The 23,760-nt window shown below is 52.3% G+C and carries 25 protein-coding genes and 1 pseudogene; 2 read left to right on the top strand and 24 right to left on the bottom strand.

The genetic code is table 11. The features are described 5' to 3' along the window. The 14 genes and pseudogenes from M0P74_13895 to M0P74_13960 form a co-directional block, all read right to left on the bottom strand. A partial coding sequence (locus tag M0P74_13895) for a nickel-dependent lactate racemase (protein ID MCK9364675.1) occupies positions 1-682 on the bottom strand: 682 nt, incomplete at its 3' end. A 200-nt stretch (positions 683-882) separates the two neighbouring features. After that, positions 883-1,572 (bottom strand): ABC transporter ATP-binding protein, encoded by a 690-nt coding sequence (locus M0P74_13900; GenBank protein ID MCK9364676.1) that lies wholly within the window; start codon positions 1,570-1,572, stop codon positions 883-885. Beyond that, positions 1,566-2,309 (bottom strand): ABC transporter ATP-binding protein, encoded by a 744-nt coding sequence (locus tag M0P74_13905; GenBank protein MCK9364677.1) that lies wholly within the window; start codon positions 2,307-2,309, stop codon positions 1,566-1,568. The genes M0P74_13900 and M0P74_13905 overlap by 7 nt, the downstream gene beginning before the upstream one ends. A 3-nt stretch (positions 2,310-2,312) precedes the next feature. Continuing rightward, positions 2,313-3,269: a branched-chain amino acid ABC transporter permease gene (locus tag M0P74_13910; protein ID MCK9364678.1), complete on the bottom strand. Its 957-nt coding sequence runs from the start codon at positions 3,267-3,269 to the stop codon at positions 2,313-2,315. 87 nt (positions 3,270-3,356) lie between these two features. Continuing rightward, positions 3,357-4,256, bottom strand: coding sequence for a branched-chain amino acid ABC transporter permease (locus M0P74_13915; protein MCK9364679.1), 900 nt, complete (start codon positions 4,254-4,256; stop codon positions 3,357-3,359). Between the two features lie 25 nt (positions 4,257-4,281). After that, on the bottom strand, positions 4,282-5,493 hold the full coding sequence (locus M0P74_13920) for an ABC transporter substrate-binding protein (GenBank protein ID MCK9364680.1): 1,212 nt from the start codon (positions 5,491-5,493) through the stop codon (positions 4,282-4,284). Positions 5,494-5,700: 207 nt separating this feature from the next. After that, positions 5,701-6,282, bottom strand: a complete 582-nt coding sequence (locus M0P74_13925; protein ID MCK9364681.1) for an MGMT family protein — start codon at positions 6,280-6,282, stop codon at positions 5,701-5,703. Positions 6,283-6,668: 386 nt separating this feature from the next. Next, a complete protein-coding gene (locus M0P74_13930; protein ID MCK9364682.1) occupies positions 6,669-7,091 on the bottom strand; it encodes a hypothetical protein in 423 nt (140 codons plus the stop codon). Positions 7,092-7,096: 5 nt separating this feature from the next. After that, a complete protein-coding gene (locus tag M0P74_13935) occupies positions 7,097-8,242 on the bottom strand; it encodes an ATP-binding protein (protein ID MCK9364683.1) in 1,146 nt (381 codons plus the stop codon). Between the two features lie 240 nt (positions 8,243-8,482). Continuing rightward, positions 8,483-10,453: an excinuclease ABC subunit UvrC gene (gene uvrC / locus M0P74_13940; protein ID MCK9364684.1), complete on the bottom strand. Its 1,971-nt coding sequence runs from the start codon at positions 10,451-10,453 to the stop codon at positions 8,483-8,485. Positions 10,454-10,634: 181 nt separating this feature from the next. Further along, on the bottom strand, positions 10,635-11,855 hold the full coding sequence (rpsA, locus tag M0P74_13945; GenBank protein ID MCK9364685.1) for a 30S ribosomal protein S1: 1,221 nt from the start codon (positions 11,853-11,855) through the stop codon (positions 10,635-10,637). Between the two features lie 518 nt (positions 11,856-12,373). Beyond that, positions 12,374-12,526, bottom strand: coding sequence for a DUF3309 domain-containing protein (locus M0P74_13950; protein MCK9364686.1), 153 nt, complete (start codon positions 12,524-12,526; stop codon positions 12,374-12,376). A gap of 154 nt (positions 12,527-12,680) precedes the next feature. After that, positions 12,681-12,860: pseudogene (locus M0P74_13955) on the bottom strand (CsbD family protein). Positions 12,861-13,536: 676 nt separating this feature from the next. After that, positions 13,537-14,994, bottom strand: a complete 1,458-nt coding sequence (locus M0P74_13960; GenBank protein MCK9364687.1) for a sigma 54-interacting transcriptional regulator — start codon at positions 14,992-14,994, stop codon at positions 13,537-13,539. A 378-nt stretch (positions 14,995-15,372) separates the two neighbouring features. On the opposite strand from M0P74_13960, the gene M0P74_13965 reads away from it, so the two are divergent. After that, positions 15,373-15,978, top strand: coding sequence for a 4'-phosphopantetheinyl transferase superfamily protein (locus M0P74_13965; GenBank protein ID MCK9364688.1), 606 nt, complete (start codon positions 15,373-15,375; stop codon positions 15,976-15,978). A gap of 142 nt (positions 15,979-16,120) precedes the next feature. Here M0P74_13965 and M0P74_13970 read toward each other — a convergent pair whose 3' ends face one another. The 10 genes from M0P74_13970 to M0P74_14015 form a co-directional block, all read right to left on the bottom strand. Further along, positions 16,121-16,777 (bottom strand): hypothetical protein, encoded by a 657-nt coding sequence (locus M0P74_13970; GenBank protein MCK9364689.1) that lies wholly within the window; start codon positions 16,775-16,777, stop codon positions 16,121-16,123. After that, positions 16,774-17,388, bottom strand: coding sequence for an outer membrane lipoprotein carrier protein LolA (locus M0P74_13975; GenBank protein ID MCK9364690.1), 615 nt, complete (start codon positions 17,386-17,388; stop codon positions 16,774-16,776). Before M0P74_13975 ends, M0P74_13970 begins: the two co-directional genes overlap by 4 nt. 13 nt (positions 17,389-17,401) lie before the next feature. Continuing rightward, positions 17,402-18,130 (bottom strand): 3-oxoacyl-ACP reductase FabG, encoded by a 729-nt coding sequence (gene fabG / locus M0P74_13980; GenBank protein MCK9364691.1) that lies wholly within the window; start codon positions 18,128-18,130, stop codon positions 17,402-17,404. Then, positions 18,123-18,596: a hypothetical protein gene (locus M0P74_13985; GenBank protein MCK9364692.1), complete on the bottom strand. Its 474-nt coding sequence runs from the start codon at positions 18,594-18,596 to the stop codon at positions 18,123-18,125. Before M0P74_13985 ends, fabG begins: the two co-directional genes overlap by 8 nt. A 1-nt stretch (position 18,597) precedes the next feature. Beyond that, entirely contained in the window at positions 18,598-20,229 is a 1,632-nt protein-coding gene (locus M0P74_13990) for an AMP-binding protein (protein MCK9364693.1), read from the bottom strand. A 1-nt stretch (position 20,230) separates the two neighbouring features. Next, on the bottom strand, positions 20,231-20,488 hold the full coding sequence (locus M0P74_13995; GenBank protein MCK9364694.1) for a hypothetical protein: 258 nt from the start codon (positions 20,486-20,488) through the stop codon (positions 20,231-20,233). Positions 20,489-20,490: 2 nt separating this feature from the next. Continuing rightward, positions 20,491-20,913: a hypothetical protein gene (locus M0P74_14000; protein ID MCK9364695.1), complete on the bottom strand. Its 423-nt coding sequence runs from the start codon at positions 20,911-20,913 to the stop codon at positions 20,491-20,493. After that, on the bottom strand, positions 20,882-21,145 hold the full coding sequence (locus M0P74_14005) for an acyl carrier protein (GenBank protein MCK9364696.1): 264 nt from the start codon (positions 21,143-21,145) through the stop codon (positions 20,882-20,884). Before M0P74_14005 ends, M0P74_14000 begins: the two co-directional genes overlap by 32 nt. Positions 21,146-21,239: 94 nt before the next feature. Next, positions 21,240-21,830: a glycerol-3-phosphate acyltransferase gene (locus M0P74_14010; GenBank protein MCK9364697.1), complete on the bottom strand. Its 591-nt coding sequence runs from the start codon at positions 21,828-21,830 to the stop codon at positions 21,240-21,242. 22 nt (positions 21,831-21,852) lie between these two features. Beyond that, positions 21,853-22,578 (bottom strand): polysaccharide deacetylase family protein, encoded by a 726-nt coding sequence (locus M0P74_14015; protein MCK9364698.1) that lies wholly within the window; start codon positions 22,576-22,578, stop codon positions 21,853-21,855. Between the two features lie 331 nt (positions 22,579-22,909). Here M0P74_14015 and M0P74_14020 point away from each other — a divergent pair, with 331 nt between their 5' ends. Beyond that, positions 22,910-23,746 (top strand): glycosyltransferase family 2 protein, encoded by an 837-nt coding sequence (locus M0P74_14020; GenBank protein MCK9364699.1) that lies wholly within the window; start codon positions 22,910-22,912, stop codon positions 23,744-23,746. The last annotated feature ends 14 nt before the right edge of the window (positions 23,747-23,760 follow it).

The raw sequence follows: 23,760 nt of genomic DNA on the forward strand, positions 1-23,760 counted from the left end.
TGATATTATTATCGAAATTGCCGAGACCGGTACGGCTCTGATCCCGGTAGAGCTGATTATGAAACTGGTTGATCGATTCGAGCCCCGCCACGCCAGGAAAGACTATCTTCCCGCCGCCGCTGAATCCCACGTGAACATGGGTAGTTACGCACCCGATACCGATCTTCAGGTCGCAGTTCATGAATTCCCGGTTGAACCAGACCTCCACCCCGGTGGGCGTTCTTCCCGCCCGGACGGTGTTCTGAAAGGGATCGTGGTTGTAAACCGCATAGTTCTCGACGATGTAGTCCCCCAACTTCTTCCGGGCGTTCGTCATATCGTAGGCGCCGTGACTTCCCAGCGCCCAGATGAAACGGATCTGCTCCTTCTGCAAGCCGGCCTTGTGCAGGGCTTCGAGAACAAAGGGAGCCACTTCCCTGACCGGGGTGGGGCGGGTCATATCGTCAAACACAATGACGGCCTGTTTTTTCCCGCGGGCCAGCTCTTCGAGAGTTTCGCCCTCCAGCGGTTGAGATATCTTTGTCTTTATTTGAGCCGGCGTGAGCCCCGGCTTGTCAAAGCCGGGGGAGGTCAAATTGTCAACATCCCAGCGCTCGGGAAAGGCGAGCGCCCTTTCTTCATTTTCGTACCAGAGACGCGAGGGGACCAGAACGGTCTTATGAGCATCAAGCCCAGCTTCCATAACGATATCCTCATCAACTTATTGAATTATCAAAAGGAGCCAATTGCAAAACTCCCCATTCTTGTCATTCCCGCAACGATTCTGAGCGGGAATCTGGTTCTAACTGCTTGAAAAACCATATTCCCGATAGAGACATTCGGGAATGACAAATGGTTTTGCAATTGGCTCAAAAGGATTGCAAACGACGTTGAGCGGGACGGCTACACCATCAGATATTTTTTCATTATCTCCTTGTTGGCCTCCAGCTCACCGACGGAGCCCTCAAAGCGTATCCAGCCGTTGTCAATGACATAGACGCGGTCAACCATCTTCAAGGCCGAGCGCACATTCTGTTCGGAAAGCAGGATACTCATACCGGTAGCCTTTAATTTCAATATCTTTTCTTCCAGCGACTTTACGATAAGCGGCGCCAAACCCTCAGTCGGCTCATCGAGCAGCAGCAGTTCCGGCCTCCCCATGAGGGCCCTGCCGATGGTCAGCATCTGCTGTTCTCCACCGCTTAAATGGCCGGCCCTCCTCGTCTTTATCTCCGCGAGGGCGGGAAAGAGTTGATAAACCATCTCCTTTGTCCGTTCACAGTCCTTTCCATAAACAATATCAAGGTTATCCTCAACGCTCAGATCTGCAAAAACCCTTCTATCGTCCGGAACATAGCCAATGCCTTTTCGGAAAAGCATATAAGGGGCCTGGCACGCAATATCCTCGCCCTTGAAGCGAATTGTCCCGGTTTTGGGGGGGACAAGCGCCATGATGCTCTTCATGGTCGTGGATTTTCCGGCCCCGTTTCTGCCGAGCAGACCGACAACCTCTCCGCTTCCCACCTTCAGGGATATATTGAACAGGACATGACTCAAGCCGTAATAGGTATTTATATCAACTACATTCAGCATACGTCACTCCCGCCGAGATAGGCATCCTGAACCGCCTGATTGCATCTGACTTCCTCGCAACTGCCCTGAACGAGCGTCGCGCCCCTCGCCATGACCATGATGCGATTGGCGATCGCAAAGACCAGCGCCATATCATGCTCGCAGAAAAGGATCGTTAAACCGAGATTATCGGAGAGCCCTTTGATTAAATCAATGCAGCGGCCGGTTTCTTCGGGGGCCATGCCTGCCGTCGGTTCATCGAGAATCAGAAACTCCGGATTAACCCCCAGGGCAACCGCGATCTCCAGCACCTTGCGATCGCCGTGAGAAAGGAGGCCGCAGACATTGTCCATCTTTTCGGCAAGCCCGACGTTCTCCAGGATCTTCAAGGTTTCCGCTATTAAAACCCGTGAGGAAGGGGTAACGAGATTCCAGTTCATCTTCTCCCTGGCCATCAGGGAAATCTGCACATTTTCAAAGACGGTAAGCCTTTCAAATACATTCACAATCTGGAAGGAACGGGAAAGCCCCTTTTTGCAGATTGCGTGCGGGGGCAGTCCGGCAATGTTCTCTCCCTTGAAAATCACCTTGCCGCCATCGGGTTTTAAAACACCGGAGATGAGATTAAAGAGGGTCGTCTTGCCTGCGCCATTAGGGCCGATCACGGCGACGATTTCCCCCTTTTTCACTTCAAGATTTACCTTGCTTACCGCCATGAATCCATCAAAGGATTTCGACAGCGCCACTATTTTTAACAAAATTCACCCCTCTTTTGCAACAGCTTTGCCTTTTGCCGGTTTGAGCTTCTCCTGGAGATACCCCAGCACCCCATCGGGAAGAAAAAATATCACAAAGATCATGACAACCCCATAAACAAGCGCCCAGTACACGGTGTAACCGCTGACGAAGGTTCTCAGAGCAATAACGATCGCGGCGCCCAGCATGGGACCAAAGAAGTTAAACCACCCCCCGATGAGACACATGATCAGCACCTCCAGGGACAGCGTCCAGAAAAGCATGTCCGGGAAGACCGTTTTATCCACAACCACAAACAGAGACCCCGCAACGCCCCCGAAAAATCCGGCAATCATCAGGGCGACAAGGATATGCCTTTTCACATTTATCCCGACCATCCCGCTGCGCACGGGGTTGTCCCGGATGCCCTGCAGAACGCTCCCGAAGGGCGATTTGATGATCTTGTAGATGATAAAGAGGCTGATTAACGTTACGCTTAGCGTGAAATAGTAAGCGCCCTTCTGGGAGGAGATAATATCCGGAATAGAGATCCCGTGGATGCCGTCGTCCCCGCCGGTAAAGGCGTACCAGCGATAGACAATGGCCCAGACAAGAGAGCCGAGGGAAATCTGCAGCATCCCGAAATAAAGTTTCGAAAGTCTTACGGTAATAATCCCCATGAGGAAACTGAGGACAGCGGCGGCAACCCCTCCGGCAATAAAACTGACGACAAAAGGCGCCCCTGTCTTGGTCAGAAACAGCGCTGTTGCGTAAGCGCCCAGCCCATAAAAGACGCAATGATGAAATTGGAAAACGCCGCCGTATCCCAAAACAACGTTCAGACTGGTGGCTAAAAGCCCATAAACAAATATGAGCGAGATCAAATAGATATAAAATCTGGGAAGAAAAGCGGGCAGAATAAAAAGGATAGCCACGGCGGCGATCCCCAATCCCCAAGCCCTTCCCGAAAGGCCTTTATCCATATCTCAGGTACCTATATTTATGAATCTTTTTAGACTGAAGGCTGAAGGGACCCTGCTTCAGTCCCTCTGTCTATTCCGCTTGAGCAGTTACCACGTCGATTTTAAAAGCCCGGTGGGCTTTATCATCAGAACTATGACAACGGCAAGATACGGAAAGATGATCCCGAATTGGGGCCAGATCAGAATCCCCAGCGACTGGGAAAGTCCGAAAATCAGTGCCCCGATCAGCGCGCCCCAGATGTTTCCCAGCCCCCCCATAATGACAATCAAAAATGCCTCCATGATGAGGGTGTGATCCATCCCGAGGGTAACGCTCACCGTCGGGGCGACAAGCACCCCGCCCAACCCTGCAAGGAAGCAGCCGACAACAAAGACAACGGCAAAGACCAGACTCACGTTTATTCCCACCGCGCTCACCATCTCCCGGTCCACCGCCGCTGCCCGCGATATCTTGCCTATCTTTGTCTTGTTTACAAAAAGCCAGAGCAAAACAGCCACGACAGGGCCGACAGCCAGCAAAAACAGGTTGTAAAGGGGAAGCGGAAACCCGGCAATAATCGTCACAAAACCCTGAAAAATTTGGGGCACCGGCACCGATTTGTACTCGGCCCCCCAGACAAGTTTGGTCAGATCGCCGAAAATCAGGCTCAGCGCAAAGGTAAGCAAGAGTAACATCAGGTGTTCGCGTTTATAGAGGTGCTGAAAAAGCGCCCTCTCGGCAATAAAACTCAATACGGCTACGCCGAGAGGGGCCAAAAGTAAAGCCATCCAGAACCCCTGGGAGCCTCCCCCGAAAAGACGGGAGACGCTGTAGGCCAAAAAAGCGCCGATCATATAAAGGGAGCCGTGGGCCACATTCGGGATCCTCAGCACCCCCAGAATCAGGGACATCCCCGAAGCGACGATGAAAAGTATCGTAGTCCTGCTTAAACCAACCAGAATCTGGCTGAGAACCTTCTCCGAAAACAACACCCAGGCAGCGTCCACTGGCATATCCCCTTAATGATTTAATCTATTTTCTCGAGGCTTTTACTTCATCACAGGTCGGCATATAATCATTTGCCGGAACCACCTGGATATTGCCCGCTGTCAGAAAATCGTATTTGGGATCAAGCTTGGTCACGCCGAAATACATGGGCAGCTCCAACTGATGATCACAGGCTCTGATGGCAATCTTCCCCACGGGGCTGGCAATCGACATGCCTTCCACGCTGTCGATGAACTTTTCCTTATCTATCTTGCCTGCCTTTTTAAACCCTTCCGCGATGAAATTGGCCGTCAGATAGCCATACAGGGCGCCGACCTTGGGATATCTTTTGTACGCCTTCTGGAACTCATCCACGAAAGCCTTGTTTTCCGCGGTATTCGGATAATAAAAGAGGTAATTAGCCGTTCCGAAGACGCCCTCGGGGGCGTTCTTTCCCTGCGCCGCAAGGGTTGAAGTCTCAATGGCCGTGTGCTGATAAAACGGCATACTCTTGCTGAACCCGGTTGCCTTTGCCGCCTTCTGGAAATTTACCATTCCGGAACCGCCCGTCGCAACAATGACAAAATCCGGCTTCGCGGCGATAATCTGCGTGATGTAAGGTGTGAAATCCGCCTCGCCCACCTTCCACCAGGTCTCGCCAACCAGCTTGACCTTAGGGTTCAACTTTTGCAGGTGCTTCCAGACGCCGTTGGCGATGGAATGACCGTACTCATAGTCATCGCCGGCAATCCAGTATTTTGTATAGGGTTTTTTGGCAAGAGCCTCCGCCGCCGCTCTGCCCGCCATTTCACTATGTTCGCTCATCATGAAGACGTAACGATGGCCCTTCTCCATATTGATTTTATCGCTTTTGGAAAAAGTGACGAAAAAGGGAACCTTCTCAGCTTTTGCAAAATCGGAAATGGCAAGAGCTGTGGCGCTGTTGATCGTCCCCATCAGCACATCCACCTCTTCCTTCATCACCAGCTCCTTCGCCATGTTCAACCCGATATCGGGCTTGAACTTGTCATCCCTGGTCAGGTATTCGATCTTTCTTCCCAGCACCCCGCCTTTGGCGTTGATCTTGTCCGCGGCCAGTTTAAACCCGTCGAGGACATCCAGCGTAAAAGCCGTTGCCGGACCTGTATAGGTGTCAACAATGCCCACCTTCAACGTCTGAGCCGCGTGTGATGTAACGGGCAGAAAAAGCCCTCCCACTAAAAACAATCCAAAAACAAGCAGTAAACTTTTCTTCATGTCTATCCCCCCCATTTAATTTCTGTAAGCTAAATTCCTTGTGAAAAAACGCGACTGTCAGACCCGCCGCGACTTTGGGTAATATCTTTCCACCCTGGAAAAGTCAAGGGAATTTGAAAATTCTCCGCACGCACTATTATTGCAATCCTCGTTACCCATCGGCGCCTCTCTGTAAATATCACATAATGCGGGAGCGCCTTCTCCTGTTTACGCCGGGGAGCAAAGCCCCCTGTCCAGAATATGGCTCGGCTTAACCCTTCCGCGCCGATCAAAAGAAACCCCTTCCAATTCCAGAAGCGCCCTCTTCAGCTTTACACCGCCTCCGAAACCGCCCAGGGTTCTGTTCATCTTTATCACCCGGTGACAGGGGAAAATAAGTGGAAATAGGTTCCCCGCCAGCGCGTTGCCAACGGCCCGGGCCCCGCCAGGCACGCCAATGGCGGTCGCCAACCCCCCGTAGGTCATGACGCGGCCTCGGGGGATCTCCGCCGCCATAGTCAGGACGCGCCTCGTAAAACCCTGCACGCACCCGGCATCAATATCGGCAGGGTCAAAAACTACCTGCTTACCCTGAAAAAAGTAGCTAATATTCCTGCATATTTGACCGCATGCATCCGGCACGAAAACCGCACCGGGAAACTCGGCCTCGACAATTTCCGCCGCTTTCAGACCCTGCTGCGGCAACATAATCCGACAGGCCGCAACGCGATCCCCAGTCTGCTTTCCGATAACGACCGCTTCGCCGAATTCCGTGTGAACAAGACTATAGAAAAACGAACTCATTTCCATCTCTGCAATCCCTCCATACAGACACCCCCAAATTGCCCTCCATATCCGCAGGACGCCATTTTAGCTTTCCTGATCCCTGCCGGAGATTTGGCGCCCTGTCCAAATTCAGATTGAGCTTAACCAATGACCCACCTCAAGAATTCTTTTTTGCGTCATTACAGGCTTGCAAACCGCCTTGCCATTTCCTCTTCGTCATAACCTTACAGGTCACGTGTCAAGGTGAGGGGCAAACTATTTTCACCCTACCCCTCTCCCATCCGCGGGAGAAGGAACTGAATTATTTTTCATTCACAATTTGCCTTTTGTGCCGGTCACTTATTATCGACTTGCATTCCCGCCAGAATCCTCCGCCCCTTGTCCGTCAGGCGGTATTTTTGCAGACGGCTTTAAGGCTTATCGGGAATCGTATATTCAACTGTTTTGTTTTGTAAATGCTCACGGATAATCTTGTTTAATTGGCCGGATATTTCTTTATGTCCGAGACTTGCAGACAGTTCGGCCTTGCTCAATGGCGCTTGGCTAAGGCGGCACATAACCCTGATATTCAGAGACTCTGGCTGTGACTCTGGCTGTCTGAGCGTTTGTTCCCCGCTCTGTTGTTTTGGCCTTGTCTCGACTTGGGCCTCCGGGGCCTCGTCTTGGGCCTTGTTCGTGACTTTTTCCGCCTTGCGGAAATGGACGGACAAACCGCCGAACTCTTCACGAAATTCCGGTTCGGGCAGCCCGGCTTTTTTGCATTCGTCCACAATCTTGACTGTGCCGCGTCCCCAGGCTTCAATCATGCCCGCTTTGAAAAAGACGTCGGCCAAACAGCTCATTTAGAAAACTTCAAGCCGCCAATATTTTGTAGTGGAAGGACCGTAATTTTTTCATGAACCGGATACTGTGTATTGCCGGGGTAAACAATCCATAAATGCTCCAGATTCAATGTTTCCAGAGCCGAATGTATTGATTTTGTCGCGACGGGAGCTTCGCTATACTTAAATTCCACGCCATAGCGCCTCCCATCATGGAGGAAAAACAGATCAAGCTCCGCACCGCTGTATGTTGACCAGAAATAAATCTGCCGCGTTTCGATGATGTTGAGCGTTTGTTCCAGGGCAAAACCTTCCCACGACGCCCCGACGCGCGGGTGGCCGCTCAACGCCTGAAAATCAGTAAAGCTTAGTAATTGATGGAGAATACCCGAATCGCGAAAGTAGATTTTGGGCGCCTTCACCTGGCGTTTGCTCAGATTCTCGTGCCAGGGCATCAACTGGCGAATCATGAAGGTTCCCGAAAGAATGTCGAGATAGCCACGCATGGTCTTGTCGGAAAATCCCATGGCCCGCCCCAGTTCTGAAGCATTCCAGATCTGTCCATGGTAGTGAGCCAGCATGGTCCAGAAACGCCTCATGGCGGCGGCCGGAATGGAAATGCCAAGCTGGGGAATATCGCGCTCCAGAAAAGTCCGGATGAATCCCTCCCGCCAGGACGCGCTGTCCGTGTCGGAAGACGCAAGAAAAGAACGGGGGAATCCGCCCCGCAGCCAGAGTTTCCGCTCGTCTTTTGGTTTGATCTCCGCAAGCGTAAATCCAGTCAATTCAACAAATTCAACACGTCCGGCAAGCGTTTCCGAAGCTTTCTTCATCAGTTCCGGCGATGCGCTGCCTAAAATGAAAAAACGGGCCTGATTTTTCGGCCGGTCAACGAGCACCCTTAAAACATTGAAGAGTTCCGGCATGCTCTGTATTTCATCGAGAATGACCGTGCCTTTCAGGCTGCTCAGGGCAAGCTCGGGATTTTGCAGCCGCGTCTGGTCAGGCCGGGATTCGAGATCGAAATAGGCCGCAATCCGGTTTTGACCAAACAGTCGCGCCAGCGTGGTTTTGCCGCATTGCCGCGGCCCCAGCAGGGCTGTCACCGGCGAGCGCCGCAAGGCATTGGACAGTTGTTCAACAGAGGATGGCCGTTTAATCATGTCAAACCTTATACATTGAATTTTCGGGTTGTCAATCCGAAATTTCAATGATCTGTATTGAATCAAAAGTGACCGCGCTTTTCAGAAGTACCGCAAATACGGCGGGTCTGAAGACCTGCTCTACATTGTAGAGCTTTCAGTTGAAGCTCTCCTGCAATAACTGATTTTTTTCTTCTTTGAATAATTTGCTGACCGCAAGGCATATTACAACTTATCAGAAACATTACAACAAAAAAGAAGTCAAGCTACGTTTTCCCGCGTGCCCGCAAGCGCGGCGAGGATCTTGCGGGCGACATCCTCGCCGATGCCTTTGACACGAATCAAGTCCTCCATCGACGCCTGCCGGATTTTTCCGAGATCGCCAAAATAGACGAGCAGAGCTTTTTTGCGTGCGGGGCCAATGCCGGGAATTTGATCAAGAAGCGATTGCAAATCACCTTTTTGTCTAATCTTTCTGTGATAGGTAATGGCAAAGCGGTGCGCCTCGTCGCGAATCCGCTGCAGAAGGAAAAATGCGGAAGGCCAACGGGAGAGGTAAACAGGATCCTTTCGCCCCGGCAGAAAGACACGATCCTCGCTTTTACCCGGCGTGTCCTTGACGGGGGCGGGCGTGAAAGAACGACCTCGCCCCTGATCATTTTTTCCGCCCGCTGCCCCGCTTCCCGCGGACAAATCTTCATCTTCGGCGGGCGGCGCTGCTGTTTTTTCATACCGGAAGGAACGGGAATACCCCTCCTCGCGTTCCTTGGCCAGGCCGATCAGCTCCACCCCTTCAATTTGCAGATCCTTCATCGCCGCAACGGCAACGCCGAGCTGCCCCTTTCCGCCATCTACGACAATCAGATCGGGCAACCGCTCCTTTTTTTGATAACGGCGGCTGAGCACCTCGTACATCATCGCGAAGTCATCGGCGCCGGAAACCGTGCGAATCCGAAAGCGCCGGTAGTTCCCCTTGTCAGGAACGCCGTCGGTGAAGGCAACGAGCGAACCCACGGCATATTGCCCGCTTATGTTCGAGATATCGAAACATTCAATATGCCGGGGAATGCTGCCGAGCGATAATTTCTCCTGCAATATCCGGAGTGCCTCCTCGGGACTATCGTCGGCAAGACGCGATGTCTTTAAGGCGCTTTCGGCATTCCTTTGTGCAATCCTGAGCAGGGCGAGCACCTCACCTCGCTGGGGGAAAACAACCGCCACCGCTTTTCCCTTTTTTTCAGAAAGCCACTCGGCAAGCAACACACCGTCTTCGAGCGCCACAGGCGCAACTATCTCATCAGGAATATCGACGACGCCGTCATAGTACTGCATCAGCAATGAGGAAAACATCTCGCCGGTCTCGGCGCGAAGGCGTATCAGTGGGAATGTCATCCGGCCGGTCATCCTTCCCTCCCGGACGAAGAGCAGGACGACCTGCGTCAAATCATCCTCCCGGCAGAGACCAAATACATCCCTGTTGCGACCCGCCATAGAAACTATCCGCTGTTTTTCGAGGGTTTCCTTGAGCGCCGCGATCCGATCCCGCAGAACCGCCGCTTCCTCAAAACGAAGTCCCTCCGCCAGGTTGTTCATCCGGACACGCAGATCGCCCAACAGGGATTTCGCCCGACCTTCGAGAAAGGCAATGCCGTCTTTCACCAGGCAAAGGTATTCCTCACGGTCGATAAGACCCAAGCAGGGAGCGCTGCATCGGCCGATCTCGTATTCGAGACAGGGGCGGCGGCGCATCTTCAGCTCCCGATCCCGGCAGCTCCGCAGAGGCAGAATCGACTGCAAAAAACGGATCGTCTCCCGTGCTGCGCCGCCGGAGGGATAGGGTCCGAAATAACGGGCGCCGTCTTTTTTGGAACGGCGCACTAATTGAAAGCGGGGAAACTCTTCAGACGGATCGATCCGTATATTGTAATACGACTTGTCGTCACGAAAATTGACGTTATAGCGAGGGCGGTGCTCCTTGATTAAATTATTCTCAAGGATAAGAGCCTCTTTTTCCGTTTGGGTAAGGATGAATTCGATATCCCTGATCCGGGATACCAGAAACGGGATCATCGCCCGCGAGTCGGTCTGCAAGAAATAGGCCCGGATCCGCATCCGCAGGTCGCGGGCCTTCCCGACATATATCACCCCCCCCCTCTCATCCTTCATGAGATAGACGCCCGGAGAGCGGGGGGCATTTTTTACCTTTAACTCCAGATCGACGATTGTCAGCATTTCGCTCCGGAAACACGTCCCAACTTCGAGAGTTGAATTTCTACCTTATGTTGTCACCCCGGCGAAAGCCGGGGGCCAGAAGGTCTTAAAAAGACTGGATACTGGCTTTCGCCGGGGTGACGATTTGCCGAATTTCAGGAATAATCCAAGTCTCACATCATCGGTCAGCGATTGCCGGCTCTCAGGCGCCCTTTTTTGCGCCCAGTTTTTTCTGAAGCAGGTCGCCAAGTGAGCCTAAGCGACCGGAGTCCTTGACCATATACTTTCGGAAATCATCCGGTTCTTCCTTCTTGTCATCGCCGCTGCTCTCAACAGCCTCGTCGGCGGGAACAAGGGATATCCGCTTGGCCTCCCGATCGATCTTCTCCACCTTCACCTCAAGGCGCTGCCCCTCTTTCAATACCTCGGAAGGGTGGCTGATCCGCTTTCCGCGCCCTATCCGGGAGATATGAATCAGACCATCCACGCCGGGGGCCAGGGTTACGAATGCCCCGAACTTGGTAAGGCGCGCCACTACTCCGGTCGTGGTCATCCCAATCGGGAATTCAACCTCCGCCCGCTCCCACGGATCGGGCAGTATCGACTTGAGGCTGAGGGAAATCTTGTCGTTATCCCAATCCATCTTCAATATCGCCGCCTCGATCTGCTGGCCGACGGAGAGCTTTTCCGCTATGTCATCGACATGCCCCCAGGCAATCTCGGAGATGGGGAGCAGCGCCTGCACGCCGCCGATATCGACAAAGGCCCCGTATTTCTGGAGCGAAACCACCGTCCCACTTACCAGAGCCCCCTCGCGGAGCGACTCCTTCAGGAGGTCCTTGTTTTTTGCCCGCTCCTCTTCGAGCAGCGCCCGACGGGAAACAATGATATTCCGGCCGTTTTCTGCATATTCGATGATCCGGAAACTAAGACGCTGACCGACAAGATCGGCAGGCGTGTCAACGCGGAAAAGCCCCGTCTGGGAGAAGGGGCAAAAAGCCCGAACGTCCCCGGCAATGCGGACATCAAAACCGCCCTTGACCTCTTTTTCGACCAGGCCCTCCACGGGCATGCCGCTTTTCGCCGCATCCTCGAGAAAGGCCCGCCCCGCATCGCCCTTCCCTATCTTTGTTGAGAAGAGTTTCTCATTATTTTTGGAATAGAGGAAGTAGGCCCGAACGGTCTCGCCTTCCTTGATCGCGACATTCCCGTCGGCGTCAAGAAATTCCTTGATATCCAGATATCCTTCGTTTTTACCGCCGATGTCGATAAAAACCCATTCCGGGGTTATCTTTACAACAACCGCCTCGACACGCTCCCCCGGCTCGAAACGCCCCTGGATTGCGCCGCTTTCATTGAAAAGTTCGGCAAAACTCTTCTCTCCGCCCTCGTTTTCCCAATTAGTCTGTTCAGTCTCCGCCATTATCCTCTCCTCGCCCTCCAAAAGTTGCGGCATATTGCCCCGTTCGCAACCCCGTTGTCAATGGTAAATTTCAACCATGGTAAATTTCAAACATGTCAAGTTTTGCCGGACCGGCTCTGATCTTCCCCTTGTGTTCTCATGGGGCCAAGAATGTTGTAAACTACCCCGGGACGCCGGGGTAAAATGGGAGGAGAGAATCTGTGCTTCACCTGATGCCAGAGAGCATGATTTGTAGAGTAGATACTACTACTGTTTGGTGGTGCGCTTTCTTCAGAACCGAGTATTACGGCTTGCAATGTGCGAGTGTGGTTCATGAAAAAATTACGTGTGTCGGACTTGGAATCCAAGTACATGAGAGGAGTGCCGGGAGGCCATTTCTGACCTCCCGGCAAAACAGTGAAGGGCTTTCGTTTTTGGTCGTTTGACCATCAGTCAAGCATGCCCCTCTATATGCTTAACTGAAACCATGTGCTGCCTCTACGCCAGTCAGCAGAGAACCTGCATTCTATAATACTATCTCAGATCCGTCCCATCAGCAGCATGATGAGCACAATCAGAAGAACCAATCCGATTCCACCGCTGGGATAGTATCCCCAGTTTTTACTGTGGGGCCAGGTGGGTATTACGCCGACTAAGGCGAGTATAAGAATAACGATCAGTATCGTCCTCATGTATTTCCGTCTTTCCTGCTTTTTGCCTTTCTTGGTTCTTTGCTAACAAAGGCTGCTCGTAGCGAGCAATAAAGGCAATAGTCATAACATCAACAACTTTCTTTTGTGTCATTACATCGCGTATATTGCTGATAATTGTTGCTAATTCGACACTATCTTGATATTCCACCTCGGCTTTCTTCCTGATATATCCATACCTCTTCTGTAGAAGCCCCAAGAGTTTCTCGCCTCTTCCTTCGATCTCGCCAAAATCGTTATCAGTGAGTTTGCCCCACGTCTCTTTAACCCTCCCCCTGATCTCCAGCCATTTCCCTTTCAGAATATCTTTATTCATGTTCACCCTCCTTTCTGGTAAACATGCGCGCATGCCGACACCAGCCAACACAACGCTGGTACCCGATCAAGTCTTAAAAATGATTTTGTGCGTTAATAGTTTACATCCCCATTCCACTAACAGTGATCGGACAAAAGGGAGATTGAGCTTTGGCCAGGCGGAGATCAGGTGGAATCGACGGTGGATTTATCGGGAGATAAATGGAAGGGCCTCCAAGAGAGTTTTGGGTTCCCTTAGAGGCTTTACATGAGCATTTCGTGGTAACCACATCTTCTCATTTTACTCACCGGAAGGATAGAGGTTAGGTTGAGGGTATACATTGGGATAACATAACTGCGATTGAAAGCTACTCCTGAAAGGAGAAGCTGTCAAGGGAAAAATTGCAACCGAAAATTGGCCACATTATCTGGCCTACATCGATGATCTTCGTTCGAAATCCAGTAATTTCGTCTAGATTGACAATTTATTGACTACAGGAAGTTTAGGCTTAGCCTCGAACCTTCCCATAAAATGCCACCTTTCGACCGGTACTTAATAATATACATGGATAACGAAAATCTCAACTTGTATTTGAACTTAGCGAGCACGGTCCATGAAAATTCGTACCTCCTTCATCCCCTTTGAGTAGTAAGAATACGATCGATGAACTCGTCGTCGACCTCAAATTTCAAACGGTTCATATCCCGTATTTCTTCATCTTTTTGTAGAGATGGGTGCGGTGGATGCCCAGCGAAGCAGCAGCCATCGTCTTGTTGCCTCCGGCGGATTTCAAGGCCCGGCTAATGGCATCCTTGCCAGCGGCATCAATAGCCGTATCGAGGGAAGTGCCGCCGGACCCTCCGGAAAACCTCCCGCCCCCGCGCATGGACAAAGGAAGATCATACGGCATGATGGTATCCTGCTCCAACTGGCAGCTCACACGGCTAAGCACGTTGATCAGCTCACGGACATTGCCCGGCCAGTCGTAGTCGAGCAATATCGCTTCCGCCTCCGGGCTGATCTTCGTTTCCAGGAAGGGAAGCTCTTCGGCCATGCGATTCAGAATGTCTTTGGATATCGCAACGATGTCTTCCTTACGTTCCCGCAGCGGCGGAATGTTCAGCCGGATGACGTTCAAGCGATAAAATAGATCCTTCCGAAATCTCCCCGCGCTCACCATCTCCTCAAGTGGCTGGTTGCTTGCGGCGATGAGCCGAAAATCGAGTTTTATCGGCTTTGCCCCACCGATGCGCTCCAGTTCCTTTTCTTCCAGTACCCGCAGGATTTTCGGCTGCATTTCGAGAGGCAGATCGCCGATCTCGTCGAGAAAAACCGTTCCTTTACGGGCCAGCTCAAGCTTGCCATGCTTACCCGCAGAACTGGCGCCGGTAAAGGCCCCTTTTTCGTATCCGAAGAGCTCCGATTCAAAAAGCTCCTTGGGGATTGCAGCGCAATTTATTCGGATAAAGGGATGCAGCCTTCGGGAACTCGCATTGTGAATTGCCTGCGCGAACATCTCCTTTCCCGTGCCGGACTCGCCGGTGAGAAGAACAGGGAAACTCGTCTCGGCGGCTCGCAGCGCCTCTTTTTTCAGACCGGTGATCAGCGGGTTAGCGCCCAGAATGCTGTCAAAGGTATAGCGCTCCGCCCGGAGACTGAGCAGTTCCTCCTCGTACAACTTCAGTTTTGATTGCAGCAGATCCAGTTCCCGGGCAAGCTTGCCGACATCGCTTACATGTTTGAACATCACCTGCCCGAATGTTGCCACAACCTTTCCATCCTGCTTGATCGGAATGCGCTGCACCACCATGGTCTGCCCGTTGATCGAATGCGGTTCGTTTATCTCCGCAATTCCCGTTTTTGCAACTATGTGCATTCGGGTATTCTCGATAACCTCGGTTATATGTCTGCCGATCTGGGCAGCCGGATCAACCCCCAGAAACTGTCCATAGGGTTTGTTGAAATAAATGATATAGCCATCGGCATCGGTGACCACGATGCCGTTGTAAATATTGTCCATTATCAGTTCCAGAAACCTGACTTGCTCCAAGGGGGATCGCTCGTCCTGTTTTGACGCAATCGGTTCTTTGCGATCATTAAGCTTTGCTTTATGAACATTAAACTCCGTTTTGTGAACATTAAGCTGCGCTTTCATTACTGAGGCCTTTCTTTTTCCAAGGTTAAAGAGGATGTATTGTTGTAATGCTGCGGGAGAATGTAGCTAACAAACTACAAACTGGACTGTACACCATGTAGCCAAACGGGGACAAGCAAAAAATTATCTTTCCGCAGACCTTACATCCAGCCCCGATCATTATAGCCACATTCACATTCTATAGGTTAAATACCATAGGGCAAACACTTCCTTGACATAAAAGACCCCGTTCCCTATACTCCGCATCAACAAGTGGATTGCTTTATCAAAATGGACTTACTTTCTCTCAACCAAATCCTCGTCTCGGACGGGCAAGCGATTGTCCATCCGTCCCTTGCTTTTTCAAATGCCATGGGCCATTTATCTGCGGACCATATTATGCTTGAACAGGCTTATCTGGCGCCTTCTTTCCAGACTGCCCTTTCTCCATTCGAGCAATCACTGGCCGGGGATTTTGGGACAAGGCGGAAGAATGGCTTTATCGCCGCACGCATCTGCCTCAAGATCCTGGCGTATAAAATGGGTTTGGTGAGCCCGGATCAGGAAGCAAACACTCTCGAGACGGTCAATAGGACGGATCGCCGTCCCCTGTTGCCGGGCGCGGAGGGCCGTTATTATGCGTCTGTCTCCCATGACAGGCGCTTTACATTAGCCGTTGCCGACAAGTGCCCCATCGGCGTGGACATAGAGACCGTTTCGTCCAAATTGGTTAAAGGGGGGCATATCTTTATGAACAGCGAGGAATTGGCTATTGCCGGATCGGGCCGGAGGAATATGGCGCAAGCGGCTGCCATGGTCTGGACAGCCAAGGAGGCGGTGGCCAAGGTGCTGAATTTGCACCTTTTCGATGCCTGGCGGCTGGTGCGCCTCGTGCAGTTAGGTCTGAGTGAAAGTGTCTTCGTCTATGGCAATGGCGAACTTACTGTGTCACACCTTTTTGAACGGGAGAGGATTGTCAGCGTTATCCGTGTGGCAACAGCTTAAGAAGCGATTTTGTCAAAAACTCCGCAGACGTTCGCAAATAAAGAGGAATGAGGCATTTTCTTCTTACGCCGAAACCTGCCCCGGCGTCTGGGAAATATGAAGTGCTGCACAGCATACAGCCTTTAACGAAACTGTCAGGATACTAATTAACAAATTCCATCTCTATCAACATCAACTCGATGGTGTACTTGGAGGGGCTGAATGCCTTCAGGCTTATTCGGGTGGGCATTCCCCGGTCAAAGGGTGGCCAAGCCAGGGCTTCTTTTACCACCCGCCTATCCCCGCCGTAGAGTCGCATCCGGACGGCGCCATCGGGCATCAAAGCCGTCTCCAAAACGGCATCTGCCTCACCCATCCAGCGGCAGGCAGTCAAGCCTTGCCCGTCCACACCCTGCTCGACAGGTCCACCCGCAGGTTTGAGCAGGACAAACGAGACATCCGCCATCAGCCTCTTGGCAAAGGCCAGATCGCTCAAGGGAGGGAAGGCGCTGATGATCTTGATATCCCCATTTTCATATTCGGCCTCGAACAAAACCATGCCTTCGGCGCTCATCAAAACGGCATGCAGGGCGTTATTCTGTGGATCGACCTTAGCCGCGCCGATGAACACGCCTTTGCCGATAAGAGCGCTCTTTATGTCGATCTGGTGGACAACCCGGAAGGCTTTTGGTGGAAATATGCCGGGACAGGCCACTCCGCTTTCGGGGATGAGCGGCTTATAGGGCGGGATGGCGGCACATGCCGTCAACGCAAGGACAAGGAAGGCAACGTTAAAAAGGCGACAGGCAAAGGAATTCATGGCTTTTCAAACAGGATGTCGGGAAGATCGACATTTAACTTTTCATTTTTAAAGATTATCTTTGAGCGGTTGCCCTGGCCTTCCATAATTTCAACTTGCTCCACCATGCCCGTCGTCTTGGACAATTTCAAAACAATCCGGGAGACAAAGTTTTTCATATCTTCTTTAGGAGTCAGGATGACGGAAGGCGGCGGCCCCGGATTATAGACAGCGGTAAAAGCGGGATTTTCCTGAAAGCGCCCCAAAAACCAGTTATTGATTTCATTCATGACAATGCCGCGGGTGTCGCTTTGCGCCTTGTCCATCACCCATTTTTTATCCGACCGGATATAGACCATGGCGCCGCGTTTATTCATCAGCGTAAGCGTCCTTACTGGCGAAAGGTATTCCCAGCGGATAGAAACAGGAGTTTTAAAATAAAGCCGCCCTTCGGAAACAATTGGTTTCGCAAGTATTTTCAGGTGTTTTTCCTGAATAAAATCGGCGCTTATGCTTTTGATGTTTTTTGCGGATTTGCTCAGGGCTTCAAAATCATCGGCCGCCCACGCCAGGCCGACAAAAAAGCTGCCCACGACGGCAAGCAACAAAACGCCTGTCTTTATATGGTTCATAATGGCGCCCCCCTTACAGCATCCCGCCGTTGACGGATACGACCTGACCCGTGACATAGGAGGCGGCATCGGAGCAGAGGAAGGCAATGACCTTGGCGACCTCTTCGGGCCTGCCCATCCTCCCCATGGGGATAAGCTGTTTGATGTGCTCCCGGGGAACGGCTTTGGTCATTTCCGTTTCTATGAGGCCCGGCGCTACAACATTCACCCGCACGCCGGCACGAGCTGCTTCACTGGCCAATGCCCGGCTGGCGCCGATAAGCCCGGCCTTGGCCGCGGAATAGTTAGTTTGCCCACGGTTTCCCACGAGGGCGGAGATAGAGGATATGGAGACGATCGCGCCGCGCTTTTTGGCCAACATTGGTTTCAGCAAAGGCTTGGTCACGTTATAGAAACCGCTTAAGGTCGTGTCTATGACCTGATGCCAGTCCCCCGGCGACATAAGGCCGAAGAGGCCGTCCGCCGCGATGCCGGCATTGTTGATCAGCGTCTCTATGAACCCGACACGATCAGAAAGCGTCTTCAGGGATGATAAAACGCCGTCAAGGTCAGTCACATCAAAAGGACACAATTCGCCCGTGCCGCCCGCCTTCCTGACCAGGGACAGGGTTTCCTGCGCCGCTGATTCATTGGTAAGGTAATTGATGCAGACGTAATAGCCGGCTTTGGCCAATTCCACGCAAACAGACCTGCCGATGCCGCGTCCTCCGCCCGTAATTAGGGCCGTCTTTTGTTCATTCATCCGCTATAACCCTCCTTCGGCCGCTCTTGATTGCTTCCCATAATTCCTCGGCCGGCTCCCACCCCTGAACCATGGCTTCACAGAGAATTCCCGCGCCATGTTTTACTTCCCCCTTGAATATCCCATAATTGCCGATAACGGAAACTCTCCTGACATCTGTCGCAAGCTCCCAGTGGAGGGGAATGATTTCCCCATGGAAACGGGTGTTTTTGATCCCTACAAGAAAACAGATTTGCGGTTCCCTAAAGCTATTTTTTCTCCGGTGGTAAAGCGCTGCAGCGGACTGGGCGATTATTTCTACGGCAAGGATCATCTCCGCCCCCCTTCCTGAGCAAAGGGGCCAGGTTTCCTTAACGACCGAAACGGTCCGGATATGGTTTTCATCAATCTCAAGAACGCCATCGACAAGCCGCATCGGTGTCCGATGGGGCAGAAGGGCTTCGATGGCCGGCAGGTCTCCGTTCATATTAACCCGACCCTTCCCCTTCCGGTTTTAAGGACTTGCGCAGGGGCTTGCCAATGGGGTTGCGGGGGATCTGTTTCACGAAATGGACATTCCGGGGAACCTTAAAATCAGGCATGTTTTCCCGGCAGAAGGCAAGGATCTCTTCCCTGCCGGCCGTCTGCTCATCTTTCAGGACTATGTAAGCCGTTACGGCCTGCCCCCGGATACGGTCCGGCGCGCCGACAACGGCAGCCTCCTTCACCGCCGGGTGGTTGACGAGCACATCCTCGATGCTGCTGGGATAGACGTTAAAGCCGTTCGTGATGATCAGATCGTCCTTTCTGTCCACCAGATAAAAGAATCCGGCCGCGTCCATCCGGGCCAGATCGCCCGTGAAAAGCCAGCCTTCGCGTAGCGCCTGCCGGGTCAGCGTCTCGTTTCCATAGTAGCCCTTCATGATCTGGGGGCCTTTGATGATCATCTCCCCCACCTCACCGATGGGCAGTTCCTGCGTTCCCGTTTCGAGATCGACGATGCGGACCTCCGTGTCGGGCAGAGGGACGCCGATGCTCCCGGGGGGCGCACCCTGCGGATGGGGGGCAAAAAGGGCGGCGGCTGACGCCTCGGAAAGGCCGTAAGCCTCGTAAATTTTCCGGCCCGTTAAAGCTTCGTATTGATTATGGACCTTCGCAGGCAGCGGAGCCCCGCCGCTGACGGGCATGAGCAGCGGTGCAAACAGCTCTCTCGTTGCCCGGGGCGACATCAGGAGCGCCGTCCAGAGACTCGGCACTGCCGGCAGATACAGGGGGCGATATTTCTCGATCAGGTTCAACAGCGGAACGAGGTCGAGCCAGTTAAAGAGCGGCACCAGGATCATGCGGTACCCTTTTTTCACAGCGAGGTTCAGACAGGCGTTCATCCCGAAGACATGAAAGAAAGGGATGATGCACAAAACGGCGTCGTTGCCCGCTTCGGCAATGTTGACCCAGGAGGCGGTCTGCATGATGTTGGCGACTATGGTTTTATGGGTCAGCATAGCCGCCTTGGGCTTTCCTGTCGCGCCGCTGGTGAACTGGAGAACAGCAAGATCGTCGGGCCGGCAAGCCCAAACAGGCTCCCCGGTCGGCTGGGCGGCCACAAGATCGTTGAAGATCAGGGGGCGCGGCACGCCTTCGAATTTCATCTTCTGCTCCAGGCCGAAGACGGAATGGATAATGACCGTCCGTACCAACGTGTTTTTTATTATCCTGTAGATGTTCTGGATAAAGATATCGAGGGAGATCATCACGGTTGTTTCCGATGTCCGGAGCGAATCGGCCAGCTCCTCCCCCTGGATTCCCACATTGATGTTCACGACAACGGCGCCCAGCTTGAGTACGGCATAATAGGCGATTACGTAGGTTGGCGTGTTGGGTAGAAACAAGGCGCAGCGGTCGCCCTTCTTGACGTCCAGTGCCGCGAGAGCGTGGGCCATGCCGTTAACCTTGGCGTTCAATGCGCCGTATGTAATATCCGTGTCATTGAAGGTTGTGGCGATGTACTGAGGGTGAGCGGTGCTTGTATCTTGCAGGAACTGAGGGATCGTAAACGGCGGGTATTCGATATGGGCCGGGACACGCGGATCGTAGCTTTTCAGCCAAGGCTTTCTGTCCATATTACCTTATCCTTTTCTGCATGATGTATTCGGCCAGGGTCGTTAAATTCTGGAACACCTTTTCGCCAAGTTCCTTGTTGTCGATTAGGACGCCGTAATCGTTATCCAGAACGGCGACAAGAAAAAGCAGGTCGATGGAAGCCAACTCTAATCCTCCCTGAAAGAACGCCTCGTCGTCTCTGATTTCTTCGGGCCTTATATCCGTCAGCTCAAGCTCCGAGACGATCTTCTTTTTCAATGCATCCAAAAGTTCGCGCATTTTTATCCTCTATCCATCATGTTTATTTTTTCCGTTACCAGCGCCCTTCCCTGGCAGATTTTGTCATCCCCACAGGCGATTTCGAAGGCAAGTTCCGCCTCCGGGACCGGCGGCATTTCTTCTATGGAAATAGACAGCAGTTCATCAGGAAAAGTCAGCATCTTGATCCGTACCCTGGAAAAACCGACGATTTTAAGCGGGCGCCCCATGGCCTGCGAATGCCTCAGCAGAGGTTCCACGGCCAAGGCAGTTACGGCAACACATGGCAGGATACCGATAGTGGGAAAGTGGCCCTGAAACCATATAGCGTCGGAGGGGAATATGGCCTTGGCCGTTATTCGGCCGGCATTTTCCGCAAGGTCAAAAATGGGCAGTTGGACCTGTAAGACCTTTTCATGCATCGGGTGGTCGGTTTCTTTTGACATACTCTACCACGTCGCGCACTGTCCTGATTTTTTGAAGTTCATTGTCAACGATGTTTAATTTGATTTCCGTCTCCATCGTGGCAAACCAGTCCAGGGCATCGACACTGTCCAATTTCAAATCGGCAAACAAATTCGCATCCATGTGTATCTTTTCTGCCGGAATTTCAAAATCATTTATCAGGTACTTCGTGACGGTTTGGAAAATGTCTTCATCTTTTATCGTAAAGGCCAAAATCAATCCACCCCCTGTAAAACCATTTATTTTTTAGGACTATGCTGAAGCCATTGTTGCAGTAACACGGTAAATTCTTTTTTGTCAAGTTTGATCAAATCTTGTTTTTTCTTGATGCCAGATAAGCTGCAATATTGGAGCTATGGGAATGGATGATGAGCAGCAGGCACAGGATCGTGCCTGTCAGAGCAAGGACTCCCCAATGATAATACTGCATGATTCCCATGCCCATGACGGCGATCATGAAAAGGGAACCAATGAAGGTGATGCGCGCGACGGCATAAACCAGAACCCAAGCAAGGCAGGACGCGGCGGCAAAGATGGGGGCGACGGCGGCGGTAAACCCGAGATAGGTCGCCACTCCTTTGCCGCCTTTGAAATTGTAGAATACAGGATAGCGGTTGCCGACTAGTAAGAATAAAACCACCCAGACGGTCAGGGCGTCTTTCAGGAGCAACTCCGCAAGAAGGGCTACGAGGGCCGCTCGGCCTACATCCAGAAGAAGGATAATAACACCCCAGACATAGCCCGATTGCCTGACGACGTTTGCCGTTCCGGCGTTCCCGCTGAAGCTTTTTCGCGGATCTTCCTTGCCGAAAATCTTAAAGAGCATAATGGGAAAATTGACGGATCCTGCCAAATAAGCAAGAGGCAGCAGCCAAATCATGATTTTCATTTTTTCCATTAACAATTTGTCCTCCCTGTCTTTAATTTTTCTGATACGGCTCAATCCCCAGAAGGTCGTCAAGCGCAGAAAAAGAAAAACCCCGGTTCTTCAAGACTGCGATAACGCCCTCGAGGAGTTCAGTCATCTCCCCGGGAGATCGTGCCGTGTCATGGAGGAGGATAATGGATCCGTCTCTGGTTTTACGGGCTATGGTGTCGAGGATCTGTTTATTTGTCCGCCCTGTATCGAAGGTGCGCACATCCCAGCCAATGCAGATCAGGCCGTTGTGACGAAGAGCCCTTGCCATGTGAGGGTTGGTTAAACCAACGGGGGGTCGGAAAAAGGCGGGGGATTTCCCTGTAACTCCCTGAATGGTTTCTTGGGTTTCTGTCATTTCCCTTGTTAAACCATTCAATCTCAAAAAATTCGTCCACCAGAAATGATGATAGGTGTGGTTGGCAATGATGTGCCCCTCATTCCCTATTCGCCGGATGATCTGCGGGTATTTTGCCGCTTTTTCACCGACACAGAAGAAAGCGGCATGCAGGCCGTGTTTGGCGAGAACATCTAAAACGGCCGGCGTTGTCGCCGGATCGGGACCGTCGTCAAAGGTGAGAGAAACCAGCCAGCCGCCTGTTTTACCCCGACAGACGGCGCGGCAAAAGAAGTTCAAGCGCAAAACGGATACCCCCAGACTAAAAATAACGAGATAGGCCAAAAGCAGGGACAACAGGACGGCGGTTCCAAAAGTACCGGGAAATGTCAAAAAGCATATCCCCGCTGATAAAAGAAAGATAATCGACGACCCATAAAATCGGCTCAATGGACTGTATTTCTCCTTGACGATCTGAATTTTGGAAAAGATCTTTTTCCTCTATCATTATCCGATATTTGTTCTATACCACCGGGAAGCCTGCTATCGCAAGTATCCATTGACAAGCTAAAAAAGCGCCCCTATACTCCCTGCCATTGGAAACAAGGCCTTATCAAATGATCGGGACCTTAATTATGTTGGTATCCGGAATTCAAAACCGCATATTTCAAAACAGCAGCCGCAATGGCGGCTAAGCAACGACTGGGATAGGCCAACGCCCTTTATGCAAATTATCGCCGATTCAATACATGAAAGCTCTTGGGACAGTGCGCCTTCCACATCAGGAGACGCTACAGAAGCGACGATATCTCTGCCTCCTGACGCCGCCGCTGTTTTATCGCGCAGCGTCTTCATCATCCCCGTTTATAACCATGCTGCGGCTGTCGGCGCTGTGATTGGCAAGGCCCTTGCCTTCAAACGTCCCATTTTTGTCATCGATGACGGCTCCACAGACGCTTCACCCAAAGCGCTCGAAGGCTTAAGCGGCATAACCGTGATCTGCCACCCTGTGAACCAGGGTAAGGGCGCCGCCCTCATGACGGGATTTGCGGCCGCGGCGCCTCTCGCCGACTGGGCAATCACCATCGACGCCGACGGCCAGCACGATCCCGCAGACGCCTTTGCGCTCATCAAAGCCATCCCTGCCGGCACCAGACCTTTCATCGTGGGCAGACGCACCCAGATGCTGGAAAAAGGCGCGCCCTGGACAAGCCGATGGGGCCGCGGGTTTTCCAATTTCTGGGTCTGGGCCTGCGGTGGCGTGATTCTGTCCGATACGCAAAGCGGCTTTCGCCTTTATCCTCTTCCTGAGGTCTTGAGGCTGACCCCCCGTGGCCGGCAATTTCAGTTTGAGGTGGAGGTGCTTGTCCTCGCCGCTTGGGCGAAAATGAAAATCATCGAGGTCGATATATCTACCCAATATCGCCTGCCAGGTCAGCGTATTTCCCATTTTCAACCGGGCCTGGACTTCTGGCGCAACGCAGCCACCTTCAGCCGCCTGCTCACAAAAAGGCTGCTTTTATCCCGAAAGCTGCGGGCGCCTAAGATGAACCCTTCATAAGAAGAAAAGAGGGG

The sequence above is a fragment of the Syntrophales bacterium genome (assembly GCA_023229765.1).
Classification (GTDB): Bacteria; Desulfobacterota; Syntrophia; order Syntrophales; family UBA5619; genus DYTH01.